Origin of the sequence: Streptomyces beihaiensis (assembly GCF_026274175.1) — a bacterium.
GTDB lineage: Bacteria > Actinomycetota > Actinomycetes > Streptomycetales > Streptomycetaceae > Streptomyces > Streptomyces beihaiensis.
This window is the reverse complement of sequence record NZ_JAPHNL010000248.1, coordinates 1-14,633: the sequence shown is the minus strand read 5'-3', so window position 1 is coordinate 14,633 and position 14,633 is coordinate 1. Positions and strand designations below refer to the sequence as shown.

Here is a 14,633-nt window from a genome sequence, read left to right as displayed (position 1 = left end):
CGCGGCCCCTACCGGACTCCCGTCAGACCTCTTCGACGCTGCTCGGCTCGCGCCGGGACAGGTCGATGCCGAGCTCCTCCGCCGCGCGGAAGACGTCCTCGTCGGTGTCGCGCATCTCGATGGACATGCCGTCCGAGGACAGCACCTCCACGTTGAGGCACAGAGACTGCATTTCCTTGATGAGCACCTTGAAGGACTCGGGAATGCCGGGCTCGGGGATGTTCTCGCCCTTGACGATGGCCTCGTACACCTTGACGCGGCCGGTGACGTCGTCGGACTTGATGGTCAGAAGTTCCTGGAGCGCGTACGCGGCGCCGTATGCCTCAAGCGCCCACACCTCCATCTCACCGAAGCGCTGACCACCGAACTGCGCCTTACCACCCAGCGGCTGCTGGGTGATCATCGAGTACGGACCGGTCGAGCGGGCGTGCAGCTTGTCGTCGACCAGGTGGTGCAGCTTGAGGATGTACATGTACCCGACCGAGATCGGGTCCGGGAACGGCTCACCCGAGCGGCCGTCGAACAGCCGCGCCTTGCCGGACGGGAGGACCATGCGGTCGCCGTCGCGGTTCGGGCGGGTGTTCTCCAGGAGCCCCGCGAGCTCGTCCTCACGGGCGCCGTCGAAGACCGGGGTCGCGACGTTCGTACGCGGCTCGACCTTGTCGGCGCCGATGCCCTGCAGGCGCTGGGCCCACTCGTCGGCGAGGCCGGAGACGTCCCAGCCCTGGCTGGCGAGCCAGCCGAGGTGGATCTCCAGGACCTGTCCCGGGTTCATTCGGGACGGGACACCGAGCGGGTTGAGGATGATGTCGACCGGCGTGCCGTCCTCCAGGAACGGCATGTCCTCGATCGGGTTGATCTTGGAGATGACGCCCTTGTTGCCGTGACGGCCGGCGAGCTTGTCACCGTCGGTGATCTTGCGCTTCTGGGCCACGTAGACGCGGACCAGCTGGTTGACGCCCGGGGGAAGCTCGTCGCCCTCCTCCCGGTCGAAGACGCGCACGCCGATGACCTTGCCGATCTCACCGTGCGGCACCTTCAGGGAGGTGTCACGGACCTCACGGGCCTTCTCACCGAAGATGGCGCGCAGCAGGCGCTCCTCCGGCGTCAGTTCGGTCTCACCCTTCGGGGTGACCTTGCCGACGAGGATGTCACCGGCGACGACCTCGGCACCGATGCGGATGATGCCGCGCTCGTCGAGGTCGGCGAGGACCTCCTCGGAGACGTTCGGGATGTCCCGGGTGATCTCCTCGGGGCCGAGCTTGGTGTCACGGGCGTCGACCTCGTGCTCCTCGATGTGGATCGAGGAGAGGACGTCGTCCTGCACGAGGCGCTGCGACAGGATGATCGCGTCCTCGTAGTTGTGGCCCTCCCACGGCATGAACGCCACGAGCAGGTTCTTGCCGAGCGCCATCTCGCCCTGTTCGGTGGCGGGACCGTCGGCCAGGACCTGGCCCTCGATCACGCGCGCGCCCTCGTCCACGACGACCTTCTGGTTGACAGAGGTGCCCTGGTTGGAGCGGGTGAACTTGGACAGGCGGTACGTGGTGTACGTGCCGTCGTCGTTGGCGGTGGTGATGTAGTCCGCGGAGACCTCCTGGACCACACCGTCCTTGTCGGCCTTGAGCACGTCACCGGCGTCGGTGGCGCAGCGGTACTCCATGCCGGTGCCGACGAGCGGCGCCTCGGACTTGATGAGCGGCACGGCCTGGCGCATCATGTTCGCGCCCATGAGGGCACGGTTGGCGTCGTCGTGCTCGAGGAACGGGATCATGGCGGTCGCGACCGACACCATCTGGCGCGGCGAGACGTCCATGTAGTCGACGTCGTCGCCGGGGACGTAGTCGACCTCGCCGCCGCGGCGGCGGACCAGGACGCGGGCCTCGGCGAAGTGGAGGTCGTCCGTCAGCGGCGCGTTGGCCTGCGCGATGACGAAGCGGTCCTCCTCGTCGGCCGTCAGGTAGTCGACGTCGTCGGTGACGACACCGTCGACGACCTTGCGGTACGGCGTCTCGATGAAGCCGAACGGGTTGATCCGGCCGTACGAGGCGAGCGAGCCGATCAGACCGATGTTCGGGCCTTCGGGCGTCTCGATCGGGCACATGCGGCCGTAGTGCGACGGGTGCACGTCTCGGACCTCGAAGCCGGCCCGCTCACGGGAGAGACCACCCGGGCCGAGGGCGTTCAGACGACGCTTGTGCGTCAGCCCCGACAGCGGGTTGTTCTGGTCCATGAACTGGGACAGCTGCGAGGTGCCGAAGAACTCCTTGATCGACGCCACGACCGGGCGGATGTTGATCAGGGTCTGCGGCGTGATCGCCTCGACGTCCTGGGTGGTCATGCGCTCGCGCACGACGCGCTCCATACGGGCGAGACCCGTACGGACCTGGTTCTGGATCAGCTCGCCGACGTTACGGATGCGGCGGTTGCCGAAGTGGTCGATGTCGTCGGTCTCGACGACGATCTCCCGGCCGGACTCGCCGATCGTCTCGGTCTCACCGGCGTGCAGCTTCACCAGGTACTTGATGCTGGCGATGATGTCGGCGGTGGTGAGCACGCCGGCGTCCAGCGGCTCGTCCGCGCCGAGCTTCTTGTTGACCTTGTAGCGGCCGACCTTCGCGAGGTCGTAGCGCTTGGGGTTGAAGTACAGGTTCTCCAGCAGCGTCTGCGCGGCCTCACGCGTGGGCGGCTCGCCCGGACGCAGCTTGCGGTAGATGTCGAGCAGCGCGTCGTCCTGGCCCTGGGTGTGGTCCTTCTCCAGGGTGGCGCGCATGGACTCGTACTCGCCGAACTCCTCAAGGATCTGCTCGGTCGTCCAACCGAGAGCCTTGAGCAGGACGGTGACGGACTGCTTGCGCTTGCGGTCGATGCGCACACCGACCATGTCGCGCTTGTCGATCTCCATCTCCAGCCAGGCACCCCGGGACGGGATGATCTTGGCGGAGAAGATGTCCTTGTCCGACGTCTTGTCGATGCTGGAGTCGAAGTAGACGCCGGGCGAGCGGACCAGCTGCGAGACGACGACACGCTCGGTGCCGTTGATGACGAAGGTGCCCTTGTTGGTCATGAGCGGGAAGTCGCCCATGAAGACCGTCTGGGACTTGATCTCGCCGGTCTCGTTGTTCATGAACTCGGCCGTGACGAAGAGCGGAGCCGCGTACGTGAAGTCGCGCTCCTTGCACTCGTCGATCGAGTTCTTCGGCGGCTCGAAACGGTGGTCGCGGAACGTCAGGGACATCGACCCGGAGAAGTCCTCGATCGGGGAGATCTCCTCGAAGATCTCCTCCAGACCGGACTTGGTGGGGACGTCCCGTCCACTTTCCAGAGCCGCCTCGACACGAGCCTTCCACGCGTCGTTGCCGAGCAGCCAGTCGAAGCTCTCGGTTTGCAGCGCAAGAAGGTTCGGAACCTCAAGGGGCTCCTTGATCTTTGCAAAGGAGATGCGCAGCGGGGCAGTGCTGGCGCCGTTGTTCGTATTCGCGGTCGAGGCGTTGCGCGAGGCGGCCAAGAGGGGGTCCTTCCGAGGGCTCGGACTCACTACGCGCGTACCGGTCCCTCACGACAGCAGCGGGGCAGACTCCGCCTGAACTGACTCGTTTGGCCAGGTCAGAACGGTTTCAATCCACAGTGCTGGAGCGAGGGCATGCCCCTGGTGACGGGCAGGAGGCAGCTAACAGGCAGCGCAAAGGGACAGTGTAGCCAGAAGGCCCACTGATGTCCAGTGCGGGTTTTTTGAGACCCTCGGTGTTCTCAACGTGCTCCTGCTGCGGCATGCCCTGTGCGATCGTCGACGCACATCCTTACTGCCCTCTACGCCGCCGATCCATGCCTCGAATCCCGGATCGTTGTGACGACGCGTCCTGAGAATTGCGCGCTGCGTGCGGTTCGTCAAGGCCCCCTCGTGGCCGGACAGGGGTGGCGCCGGGCACAACGAAGATCACCATACTCGTCGCGACCGACACCGCAAGGCATCCTCGACCTGCGAGCCCGGGAACGCCGAAGGGCGACCACCCACATGGGTGATCGCCCTTCGGTGCTTCGGTGTTACAGCCCGCGTGGGACCGATGTCACCGAGAAGTCGACCGTCGGCCGACGACGGGTCACTTGACCTCGACGGAGGCGCCGGCGCCCTCGAGGGCCTCCTTGGCCTTGTCCGCGGCGTCCTTGGCGACCTTCTCCAGGACCGGCTTCGGGGTGCCGTCGACGAGGTCCTTGGCCTCCTTCAGACCCAGGGAGGTCAGCTCGCGCACGACCTTGATGACCTGGATCTTCTTGTCGCCGGCGCCGGTGAGGATGACGTCGAACTCGTCCTTCTCCTCGGCGGCCTCGGCGGCCGGGGCGCCCGGGGCGCCGGCGGCGACGACGGCGGCCGGGGCGGCGGCGGTGACGTCGAACTTCTCCTCGAACGCCTTCACGAACTCGGAGAGCTGGATGAGGGTCATGTTCTCGAACTCAGCGAGCAGTTCGTCCTGGGTGAGAGCCATGATGGCTTTCCTTCCACTTGATCGGCAGGTGCCGGATGTACTGGGTGAGGCGGGCGTATGCCTATCGGCATTACTTCGTAGACGTGCGGCCCGCTACGACCGCTGCCGGGCGGCGGCGGTCATGTTGCGAGCCGAGTTACTCGGCACCGCCCTGCTCGGCCTGCTTGGCACGAAGCGCCTCCGCGGTGCGGACGAACTTCGAGGGCAGCGCCTGGAAGACCGCGGCAGCAGAGGACTGCTTGGCCTTCATGGCGCCCGCCAGCTTGGCGAGCAGAACCTCGCGGGACTCGAGGTCCGCAAGCTTCTTGATCTCGTCGGCGGACAGCGCCTTGCCGTCAAGGACACCGCCCTTGATGACGAGATTCGGGTTCTCCTTGGCGAAGTCACGGAGACCCTTCGCCGCCGTGACCGGGTCACCGGTCACGAAGGCGACAGCGGTCGAGCCCTTGAGGTGCTCGTCCAGCTGGATCCCGGCCTCGTTGGCCGCGATCTTGGTCAGCGTGTTCTTCACCACACGGTACTGAGCGTTCTCGCCGAGAGAACGGCGGAGCTCCTTGAGCTGCGCCACGGACAGTCCGGTGTAGGAAGTGACAACAGCGGCGTTGGAGTCGCGCAGCTTCTGCGTGATCTCCTCGACGGCTGCGACCTTGTCGGATGTCGCCATGAGCCTCGGCCTCCTTCCGGGTGATTCGGACCGCGCGGACCCGAAGGAGGACTGGGGAAAACGAAACGCCCCGGCGCAGGCGCACGGGGCGTGAGCTCGACCGGACGGGACGTCCAGGAGCACTTCCACAGTCACCTGCGCGGGTCGTCCGCCGTTTCAGCGGATCCTTCGGCCACCGCGCCCTCTCGCGAGAGCACGGCAACGACCAGCGGTCTTTGGCTTCTGTGGAAGGTTACGCGAAGGGTCGCGTGTCAGGCAAATCCGGTCAGGCTCCGGTCCCCGCCGTGGAACCGGCGGCCTTGCCCGCGCCCTGGAGCATCTGCATGAGGTCGAAGGTCTGGCTCGGGGGCGGCACGTCGAGCTTGATCGCGGCACCGTAGTCGGAGAACTTCTCGGAGATGTCGACGGCGCCCTTGGAGGTGTCCATCGTGACGTCCATCCGGACCGGCAGGTCGTCCTTGCTGATCCACAGTTCGGTCTCGTACTGCTTGATGCCCGCCTGCTTGACGTTCTTCAGGAGCTGCGCCCGGTCGGACTTGCTGAGGACCTTCAGCGAGTCGTTGCTCGCCATCATCTCCTCGACCGACATCGTGCCCTTGTAGTGCTCGGCCTTGACCCCGTCGACCGTGGCGGAGCCGAGGTGCTTGAGGTTGGGCGAGTCGAGCAGCACCGCGATCTGGTCGGCCGGCGACTGGTTCATGTTGTTCGCGCCGCCGGTCATCTTGCTCATGAGGGACGCGTCGCCGCTCTGCTTGGCCGCGGCGGCGAGGTCGATCTTCATCCAGCGCTTGCCGCCCATGTCCGCGTCCTTGGCCGCGGCGGCGCCCATGTCCATGTACATGACGTTGTCCTGCCAGAGCATGCGCACGCTGTCCGGCATGCCGTCGGCGCCGCTCTCGTCGAGCCCGGAGCTCTTCATCGTCATGTCCATCACCTGGGGGTCCCAGCCCATAGTCCCGGACATCTTGACGGTGTCCCTGCCGCCGCTCGCGCTGGGCGTCTTCATCGTCATCGTGACCTTGGCCGACTTGGCCTCGGAGGTCTTCTTGTACGCGGCGGTCACCGCGTTGGCGACCTGGGACTGCGACTGCGTGCCGTCCGCCGCCTTCTTGTCCCCGCCCTTGTCCGATCCCCCGCTGCAGGCGACCGCGCCGGTGCACAGCAGCGCTGTGGCGACAACGGCCCCCGCCGTGCGACGTACGACAACACTCATCTCAATCCCACCCCTGTGAACGTGTGTGCTCCCCGCACACTATCCGCCACCCTATCGAAGAACGGGAACGGGCCCCGCACCTCGAAAGGTGCGGGGCCCGTCGTTCGACTTCGGTGAGCCTCAGGAAGGGGCTCAGACCGCCGCCGGGTCCTCCTCGGTGAGGAGGTTGCGGGTGCGGTTCGGGTCGAGCGGAATGCCGGGGCCCATCGTGGTGCTGAGGGCGGCCTTCTTGATGTAGCGACCCTTGGCGGCGGACGGCTTCAGGCGGAGGATCTCCTCCAGGGCCGCGCCGTAGTTCTCCACCAGCTTGGTGTCGTCGAAGGACGACTTGCCGATGATGAAGTGCAGGTTCGCGTGCTTGTCGACGCGGAACTCGATCTTGCCGCCCTTGATCTCGTTCACGGCCTTGGCCACGTCCGGGGTCACGGTGCCGGTCTTCGGGTTCGGCATCAGGCCACGGGGACCGAGCACGCGGCCGAGGCGGCCGACCTTGCCCATGAGGTCCGGGGTGGCGACGACGGCGTCGAACTCGTTGAGGCGGTTGCCCTTGGAGATCTCGTCGATGAGCTCGTCGGAGCCGACGATGTCGGCGCCCGCGGCCTCCGCGGCCGCTGCACGGTCACCGGTCGCGAAGACCAGGACCCGGGCGGTCTTGCCGGTGCCGTGCGGAAGGTTCACGGTGCCACGGACCATCTGGTCGGCCTTTCGCGGGTCAACGCCCAGGCGGAAGGCGACCTCGACGGTGCCGTCGAACTTCGTCGAGGAGGTCTCCTTGGCGAGACGGACGGCCTCGAGCGGGGCGTAGAGCTTGTCCCGGTCGATCTTGGCGTCCGCAGCGCGGAGAGTCTTGCTGCGCTTGCTCACTACTGCTCCTGTGTGCTGAGAGGAGTCGTGGTCCGGGCCGAGCAGGCCCTGCCACGGTGGTCGTACGAGGTTGAGGTCAGCCCTCGACCGTGATGCCCATGGAACGGGCGGTGCCGGCGATGATCTTCGACGCGGCGTCCAGGTCGTTGGCGTTGAGGTCGGGCATCTTGGTGGTGGCGATCTCGCGGACCTGCGCCTGGGTGATCTTGGCGACCTTGGTCTTGTGCGGCTCGCCGGAGCCCTTCTCGACACCAGCGGCCTTGAGGATCATCTTCGCGGCCGGCGGGGTCTTGGTGACGAAGGTGAAGGAACGGTCCTCGTAGACCGTGATCTCCACCGGGATGACCCAACCGCGCTGCGACTCGGTCGCGGCGTTGTAGGCCTTGCAGAACTCCATGATGTTGACGCCGTGCTGGCCGAGCGCGGGGCCGACCGGCGGGGCCGGGTTGGCGGCACCGGCCTGGATCTGGAGCTTGATCAGCCCCGTGACCTTCTTCTTCTTGGGAGGCATAGCTCTCCGGGTCCTTTCGATTCGGGTCCTGCCTGCGCTCGGGGACCACCCGAACGCAGGCATACCGCACAACGATAACGGGTATGGATGCGCGGCCAAAAACCGAGCAGGTCAGGCGGACGCTCGCACGTCCCGCCTGACCTGGTCGGAAGCTCTCTGAGCCCGTGCCGGAAGAACTGGTCGCGACCTAGTTCTTCTGGATCTGGTCGAAGCTCAGCTCGACCGGGGTCTCGCGGCCGAAGATCTCGACGAGGCCCTTGACCTTCTTCGAGTCGGCGTTGATCTCGTTGATCGTGGCCTGCAGCGTGGCGAACGGGCCGTCGGTGACGGTGACCGAGTCGCCGACCTCGAAGTCCAGGACCTGGACCTCGACCTTGCGCTGCGGAGCCGGCTTGCCCTCGGCCTCGGCGGCCTCGCGGGCGGCCTTCTCCTCGGCCTCGGGGGCGAGCATCTTGACGATCTCGTCCAGGGTCAGCGGGTACGGGTCGTAGGCGTTGCCCACGAAGCCGGTGACGCCGGGGGTGTTGCGGACGACGCCCCAGGACTCGTTCGTCAGGTCCATGCGGACGAGCACGTAGCCGGGCAGCTTGTTCTGCCGGACGTTCTTGCGCTCGCCGTTCTTGATCTGGACGATCTCTTCCTCGGGGACCTCGGCCTGGTAGATGAAGTCCTCGACGTTGAGCGAGACGGCACGCTGCTCCAGGTTGGCCTTCACGCGCTTCTCGTAGCCCGCGTAGGTGTGGATGACGTACCACTCGCCGGGCAGGCCGCGCAGCTCGTCGCGGAGCGCGGTGATCGGGTCGACCTGCTCCTCGGGCTCCTCGGCGGCCTCCTCGGCTTCCTCGGCCGCCTCCGCCTCTTCTTCGGCGGATTCCTCGGTCGCGATCTCGGCCTCGACAGCCTTGTCCTCGGCGTCGTCGACCTCGGTGCCGTCCTCGGCCTCGACGTTGACGGCCGCTTCCTCGGCGGGCTCACCGGCGGCGATGTCGGCAGCCTCGGCCTGGTCCGGCTCCTCGGCGTCCGCCGCCTCGACGATGTCGAGCGCGTCCTCAGCGGACTCGACCGGCTCGATCGCCTCGTTCAGGTTCGGGTCAGACACTGTGGCTGCTTCTTCCTGGATACATGGGGGTGGAACACGCGAAAGGGACGCCGGAACCGGCGCCCTCCGCTCTCGGCCTAGCCGAAGACGTACTTGACGAGATGGTTGAAGCCATAGTCAACCACCATCACAAGTCCGATCATGATGGCGACGAACACGATCACCACGGACGTGTACGTCGTGAGCTCACCGCGCGTCGGCCAGACGACCTTGCGGAGCTCCGCGATGACCTGGCGGTAGAAGAGTGCGAGACGGCCGAAGGGGCCCTTCTTGCCGCGCTTGCCGCCCTTGCCGCTCTTACGGGCCTTCTTCTTGGCCTCCGGCGCCTCATCCTGGGCATCAGGCATGTCGATGGAGCCCACGGCGTCCGTCACTCGTCCTCACCTGATTCCGGGTCGTGGCCGTGCCGCGCCCGGTCGAGCCGCACGGCGGTGCATTGCAGTACGTACATGCGCACACATCCTGGCGAGAGGCGTGTGTAGCAGGGCCGGAGGGACTTGAACCCCCAACCGCTGGTTTTGGAGACCAGTGCTCTACCAATTGAGCTACGACCCTTTGCGTCCCCCAACCTACCGCATCCGCCCGGCCGCACGGTGTGCGTCGGGAGTGGTGCGGCCGGTGAAGGCCAACGAGCAGTGAGTGTACGTGTTCTGCGGCGCTCCGTCGAACAGGATCGGATCGCCGGTGGATCGCCAGTGGATCTTCGCCCGGCGGCCGGGGGGCGAACGGTCTCCCAAACCCGTGTGCCGCACGGGTTGCGGGTCTGGAACGATGGGGCCATGAGCGCTGCAACTCCGCCCCCAGGTACCGCCCCTACGGAGCGCCGGGTCTCTGCCCGGGTCGGCTCCATCTCCGAGTCCGCGACCCTCGCCGTGGACGCCAAGGCCAAGGCCCTGAAGGCCGCCGGGCGTCCGGTGATCGGCTTCGGCGCCGGCGAGCCCGACTTCCCGACGCCGGACTACGTGGTCGAGGCGGCCGTCGAGGCCTGCAAGAACCCGAAGTTCCACCGCTACACCCCGGCCGGCGGTCTGCCCGAGCTCAAGGCCGCCATCGCCGCCAAGACGCTGCGCGACTCCGGCTACGAGGTGGACGCCTCGCAGATCCTGGTGACCAACGGCGGCAAGCAGGCCATCTACGAGGCGTTCGCCGCCATCCTGGACCCGGGCGACGAGGTCATCGTCCCGGCCCCGTACTGGACCACCTACCCGGAGTCGATCCGCCTCGCGGGCGGCGTGCCGGTGGAGGTCACGGCCGACGAGACGACCGGGTACCGCGTCTCCGTCGAGCAGCTGGAGGCCGCGCGCACGGAGCGCACCAAGGTCGTGCTCTTCGTCTCGCCGTCCAACCCGACCGGCGCCGTCTACAGCGAGGAAGAGGCGGAGGCCATCGGCCGCTGGGCCCTCGACCACGGCCTGTGGGTGATGACGGACGAGATCTACGAGCACCTGGTCTACGGGGACGCGAAGTTCACGTCGCTGCCCGCCATCCTGCCGGAGCTGCGCGACAAGTGCATCGTGGTCAACGGTGTCGCGAAGACGTACGCGATGACCGGCTGGCGCGTGGGCTGGGTCATCGGCCCCAAGGACGTCGTGAAGGCCGCGACGAACCTCCAGTCGCACGCCACGTCCAACGTCTCCAACGTGTCGCAGGCCGCCGCGATCGCGGCCGTCTCCGGCGACCTGGAGGCCGTGGCGACGATGCGCGAGGCATTCGACCGGCGCCGCCGCACCATCGTGCGGATGCTCAACGAGATCGACGGCGTCCTCTGCCCCGAGCCCGAGGGCGCGTTCTACGCGTACCCGTCGGTGAAGGGCCTGCTCGGCAAGGAGATCCGCGGCAAGCGCCCGCGGAACAGTGTCGAGCTGGCCGCGCTCATCCTGGAGGAGGCCGAGGTCGCCGTGGTGCCGGGCGAGGCCTTCGGCACCCCCGGTTACCTGCGCCTTTCGTACGCGCTCGGCGACGAGGACCTGGTCGAGGGCGTCTCCCGCATCCAGAAGCTGCTGGCCGAGGCCCAGGACTGAGCGGATGTGACGCACGAGCGGGCCGTCTCCCCCCGGGAGGCGGCCCGCTTCTTCGTTCGGACCAGGGCCCGAAGGTGGAAAGGCGCTACCGGTACGACACGTCCGTGCGGCAGGATCTTGGGATGGAGCGTGTAGCACGTGATGTACGCCAGTTGCCCAAGGCCCACCTGCACCTGCACTTCACCGGGTCGATGCGGCCCACGACCCTGCTGGAGCTGGCCGACAAGTACGGCGTCCGGCTGCCGGACGCGCTGACGAGCGCCGAGCCGCCGAAGCTGCGGGCCACGGACGAGCGCGGATGGTTCCGCTTCCAGCGCCTCTACGACGCGGCGCGCTCCTGTCTGCGGGCCCCGGAGGACATCCAGCGCCTGGTGCGGGAGGCCGCGGAGGAGGACATCGCGGACGGTTCGGGGTGGCTGGAGATCCAGGTCGACCCGACCTCGTACGCGCCCCGGCTCGGCGGGCTCATCCCGGCCCTCGAGATCATCCTGGACGCCGTCGACACGGCGTCGCGGGAGACGGGCCTCGGGATGCGGGTGCTGGTCGCCGCGAACCGTATGAAGCATCCGCTGGACGCCCGCACGCTGGCGCGGCTCGCGGTGCGGTACGCGGAGCGCGGCATCGTCGGCTTCGGGCTCTCCAACGACGAGCGGCGCGGCATGGCGCGCGACTTCGACCGGGCGTTCCACATCGCGCGCGAGGGCGGGCTGCTGGCGGCGCCGCACGGCGGTGAGCTGACCGGGCCGGCGTCCGTGCGCGACTGCCTCGACGACCTGCACGCGTCGCGGATCGGGCACGGGGTGCGGGCGGCCGAGGACCCGCGGCTGCTGCGGCGCCTGGCCGAGTCGGGCGTCACCTGCGAGGTGTGCCCGGCCTCGAACGTCGCGCTCGGCGTCTACGACAAGCCCGAGGACGTGCCGCTGCGCACGCTGTACGAGGCCGGGGTGCCGCTCGCGCTCGGCGCCGACGACCCGCTGCTCTTCGGCTCGCGCCTGGCCGCCCAGTACGAGATCGCCCGCCGCCACCACGCCTTCACCGACGCCGAGCTGGCCGAGCTGGCACGCCAGTCGGTGCGCGGCTCGGCCGCTCCGGACGACATCAGGCAGAAGCTGCTCGGTGGCGTGGAGGAGTGGCTCGCGGCGTGAGCGCCGTCGGGCGCGGCCGGTCAGGCGGGCGCCGAGACGCCGGTGAGCAGCGTACGGGCGATGCGGGCGGCGAACTCGTCCAGGGGCTGCGGCGGCCTGCGGTCCGGGGACGCCTCGTAGGCGAAGGCGCGCTGCGCGCAGGCCCCCAGGAGGAGTGAGGCGGCGGCGAACGTGTCGGCGTCGGGCCCGATGCGCCCGGCCTTCTGCTCGCTCCTCAGATAGGCGTCCAGGCCCTCGATGGGCCGGTGCGGTCCTGTGCCGAGCTCGCGCAGCACGTCGTCGTGGCGGCGCTTGAGGCGGGGCTCCGCGTACAGGGACGCGGCCATCGCGAACGTCTGCTCGTAGAAGAGTGCCGCCTCGCGCGCGATGGCGGTGAGGTTCTCCTCGACGGTGCGGCGCGCGCCCCTCGCGTCGTCGGCCGTGAGGTGGCCGATGAGCGATCCCAGCTTCGGCAGGCGCTCGCTGAGCACCGTCACGAAGAGCTCTTCCTTGTTGGCGAAGTACTTGTAGAGCGCCGCCTCGGAGCAGCCCGCCACCTTGGCGATCTCCTTGGTGGTGGTGCGGGCCAGCCCGATGCTCAGCATGAGTTCGTGGGCCGCGTCGATGATGCGGACCCTCGCGGGCTTCTGGTCCGTGCGGTCCATGCGGTCCATGCGGTCTCCGAACGCGCTTGACGGGTGAGTGAGTGCTCACCCATCCTAAGGGGCAGCACGGGTGAGTGAACACTCACCCACTCATGGAGCCAGACAGACGGACCAGGAGACACACCATGAAGCTCACGGTTTTCGGCGCCACCGGCGGTGTCGGCCAGGAGATCGTCAAGCAGGCCCTGGCGGCGGGGCACGAGGTCACGGCGGTGGTGCGCGACCCCGCGCGGTTCGCCGTGACCGGCGAGCGCCTTCAGGTGTTCCGCTCCGACCTGACCGACCCGGAGGCGCTGCGCCCCGCGGTGGCCGGCCGCGACGCCGTCCTGTCCGGCCTGGGCGCGCGCAAGATCTCCGACGCGGGCGTCGCCACCGCGCTGACGCGGTCGGTCCTGGCCGCGATGGAGGCGGAGGGCACGCGCCGTCTCCTGGTGGTCAGCGCGGCACCGGTGGGCCCGCTGCCGGAGAACTCCCCGCTCGCCGATCGCGCGGCACGGAACGTGATCGGCCTGATCTTCAAGAACGTCTACGCCGACCTGACGGAGATGGAGTCGGAGCTGGCGCGCAGCGCCACCGACTGGACGTCGGTGCGCCCTCCGCGCCTGCAGAACAAACCTCTGACCGGCGCGTACCGGACGGTGATCGGCGGCTTCCCGAACGCGGGCCGCTTCCTCGCGCGCGCGGACGTCGCGCACGCGATGCTGGCGTTGGTGGACGACCCGGCGGCGGTGAAGCAGGGGGTGGGGGTCGCGTACTAGAGGCTGACGCCGACCGTCACCGGCTCGTTGACGAGGGTCACCCCGAATGCCTCGCGGACGCCCGCGACGACCTCACGGGCCAGCGCGAGCAGGTCCTCCGTGGTGGCCTCGCCGCGGTTGGTGAGGGCGAGGGTGTGCTTGGTGGAGATGCGGGCGGGCCCGGTGCCGTAGCCCTTGGTGAAGCCCGCCTTGTCGATGAGCCAGGCCGCGGAGGTCTTGGTGCGGCCCGCGCCCGCGGGGTAGGCGGGCGCCTGCGCGTCCGGGCCGAGCCGCTCGGCCACGCGCGCGTGGAAGGCCGCGAACTGCTCGTCGGTGAGGATCGGGTTGGTGAAGAACGACCCCGCGGACCAGGTGTCGTGGTCGTCGGCGTCGAGCACCATGCCCTTGCCGGCCCGCAGCTTGAGCACGGTCTCACGCGCGCGTGCGGCGGGAACACGGTCGCCCGCCTCGACACCGAGGGTGCGTGCGGTCTCGGGGTACTTGACGGGAGCGCTCAGCCCGCCCGCGTCCTCCAGCTCGAACCGCACGCGCAGCACCACGTACCGGTCGGGCTCGGCCTTGAACCGGCTGTGCCGGTAGGCGAAGCCGCACTCGGCGTTCGGGATGGTGACGGTCTCACCGGCCCGGCGGTCGTAGGCGACCACCTCGGTGATGGTGGAGGAGACCTCCTGCCCGTACGCTCCCACGTTCTGGATCGGCGTCGCACCGGCCGAGCCGGGGATCCCGGCAAGGCACTCGATGCCCGCGAGCCCGGCCGCCACGGTCCGCTCGACGGCGTCGCTCCACACCTCTCCGGCGGCCAGCTCAAGACGCGTCCCGTCGAGTTCGAAGCCCCGGGTGGCGATGCGCAGGGCGGTGCCGTCGAAGCCCTTGTCACCGATGAGGAGGTTGCTCCCGCCACCGATGACCAGCAGCGGGGTGCCCGTGGCATCGGCCTCGCGCACCGCGTCGAGCACCTCGGCGTCCGTGGTCGCGGTGATCAGCCGGGCGGCGGGCCCGCCGAGCCGGAAGGTGGTCAGGGGCGCGAGGGGAGCATCGTGAAGTTCCTGCACGCGCCCAAGCGTACGAGACGGCTCCGCCGCGGGAACGGCACGGCGGGCGACGGCGGGCGACGGCTCCAGGGTGCCGGGCAGGCCCGGCCGGACAGCGCGGGGTGGGGTCGAGCGGGGCCGGGCGGGGCGAGGCGAGACCGGGCAGGCGACGCGAGGCGAGGCGGCGACGCGAGGCGGC

Annotated in this window: 13 protein-coding genes and 1 tRNA gene; 3 read left to right on the top strand and 11 right to left on the bottom strand. The window is 68.6% G+C overall.

Annotated elements, in window-relative coordinates; all coding sequences use genetic code 11:
• Positions 1-22: 22 nt before the first annotated feature.
• From rpoB to OFY01_RS19235, 9 genes are all read right to left on the bottom strand, one after another.
• The gene (gene rpoB / locus OFY01_RS19275) at positions 23-3,508 is read right to left on the bottom strand and encodes a DNA-directed RNA polymerase subunit beta (RefSeq protein ID WP_266601556.1); all 3,486 of its coding nucleotides are present in this window, start codon (positions 3,506-3,508) and stop codon (positions 23-25) included.
• A 592-nt stretch (positions 3,509-4,100) separates the two neighbouring features.
• Complete coding sequence (gene rplL, locus OFY01_RS19270) at positions 4,101-4,484, bottom strand: 50S ribosomal protein L7/L12 (protein WP_407700379.1); 384 nt, start codon at positions 4,482-4,484, stop codon at positions 4,101-4,103.
• A 136-nt stretch (positions 4,485-4,620) separates the two neighbouring features.
• Positions 4,621-5,148, bottom strand: a complete 528-nt coding sequence (gene rplJ / locus OFY01_RS19265; protein ID WP_266601554.1) for a 50S ribosomal protein L10 — start codon at positions 5,146-5,148, stop codon at positions 4,621-4,623.
• 265 nt (positions 5,149-5,413) lie between these two features.
• The gene (locus tag OFY01_RS19260; RefSeq protein WP_266601553.1) at positions 5,414-6,361 is read right to left on the bottom strand and encodes a hypothetical protein; all 948 of its coding nucleotides are present in this window, start codon (positions 6,359-6,361) and stop codon (positions 5,414-5,416) included.
• Between the two features lie 132 nt (positions 6,362-6,493).
• Positions 6,494-7,225, bottom strand: coding sequence for a 50S ribosomal protein L1 (gene rplA, locus OFY01_RS19255; protein ID WP_266601552.1), 732 nt, complete (start codon positions 7,223-7,225; stop codon positions 6,494-6,496).
• Between the two features lie 76 nt (positions 7,226-7,301).
• Positions 7,302-7,736, bottom strand: coding sequence for a 50S ribosomal protein L11 (gene rplK / locus OFY01_RS19250; protein WP_095853122.1), 435 nt, complete (start codon positions 7,734-7,736; stop codon positions 7,302-7,304).
• A gap of 187 nt (positions 7,737-7,923) precedes the next feature.
• The gene (nusG, locus tag OFY01_RS19245; protein ID WP_266601551.1) at positions 7,924-8,835 is read right to left on the bottom strand and encodes a transcription termination/antitermination protein NusG; all 912 of its coding nucleotides are present in this window, start codon (positions 8,833-8,835) and stop codon (positions 7,924-7,926) included.
• A 77-nt stretch (positions 8,836-8,912) separates the two neighbouring features.
• Complete coding sequence (gene secE, locus OFY01_RS19240) at positions 8,913-9,209, bottom strand: preprotein translocase subunit SecE (RefSeq protein ID WP_266601549.1); 297 nt, start codon at positions 9,207-9,209, stop codon at positions 8,913-8,915.
• 108 nt (positions 9,210-9,317) lie between these two features.
• Positions 9,318-9,390: transfer RNA gene (locus tag OFY01_RS19235), tRNA-Trp, on the bottom strand.
• A 224-nt stretch (positions 9,391-9,614) separates the two neighbouring features.
• Here OFY01_RS19235 and OFY01_RS19230 point away from each other — a divergent pair.
• Together OFY01_RS19230 and OFY01_RS19225 are read left to right on the top strand one after the other, a co-directional pair.
• On the top strand, positions 9,615-10,856 hold the full coding sequence (locus OFY01_RS19230; protein ID WP_266601547.1) for a pyridoxal phosphate-dependent aminotransferase: 1,242 nt from the start codon (positions 9,615-9,617) through the stop codon (positions 10,854-10,856).
• A 122-nt stretch (positions 10,857-10,978) separates the two neighbouring features.
• Positions 10,979-12,001, top strand: coding sequence for an adenosine deaminase (locus OFY01_RS19225; protein WP_266601545.1), 1,023 nt, complete (start codon positions 10,979-10,981; stop codon positions 11,999-12,001).
• A gap of 20 nt (positions 12,002-12,021) precedes the next feature.
• Here the strand turns inward: OFY01_RS19225 and OFY01_RS19220 are convergent, their stop codons facing one another.
• Entirely contained in the window at positions 12,022-12,645 is a 624-nt protein-coding gene (locus OFY01_RS19220; protein WP_266601618.1) for a TetR/AcrR family transcriptional regulator, read from the bottom strand.
• Between the two features lie 125 nt (positions 12,646-12,770).
• Here OFY01_RS19220 and OFY01_RS19215 point away from each other — a divergent pair, with 125 nt between their 5' ends.
• On the top strand, positions 12,771-13,403 hold the full coding sequence (locus OFY01_RS19215) for an NAD(P)-dependent oxidoreductase (protein WP_266601544.1): 633 nt from the start codon (positions 12,771-12,773) through the stop codon (positions 13,401-13,403).
• On the opposite strand, the gene OFY01_RS19210 is transcribed toward OFY01_RS19215, so the two are convergent.
• Complete coding sequence (locus OFY01_RS19210) at positions 13,400-14,455, bottom strand: UDP-N-acetylmuramate dehydrogenase (RefSeq protein WP_266601542.1); 1,056 nt, start codon at positions 14,453-14,455, stop codon at positions 13,400-13,402. The genes OFY01_RS19215 and OFY01_RS19210 overlap by 4 nt on opposite strands.
• Positions 14,456-14,633: the final 178 nt, after the last annotated feature.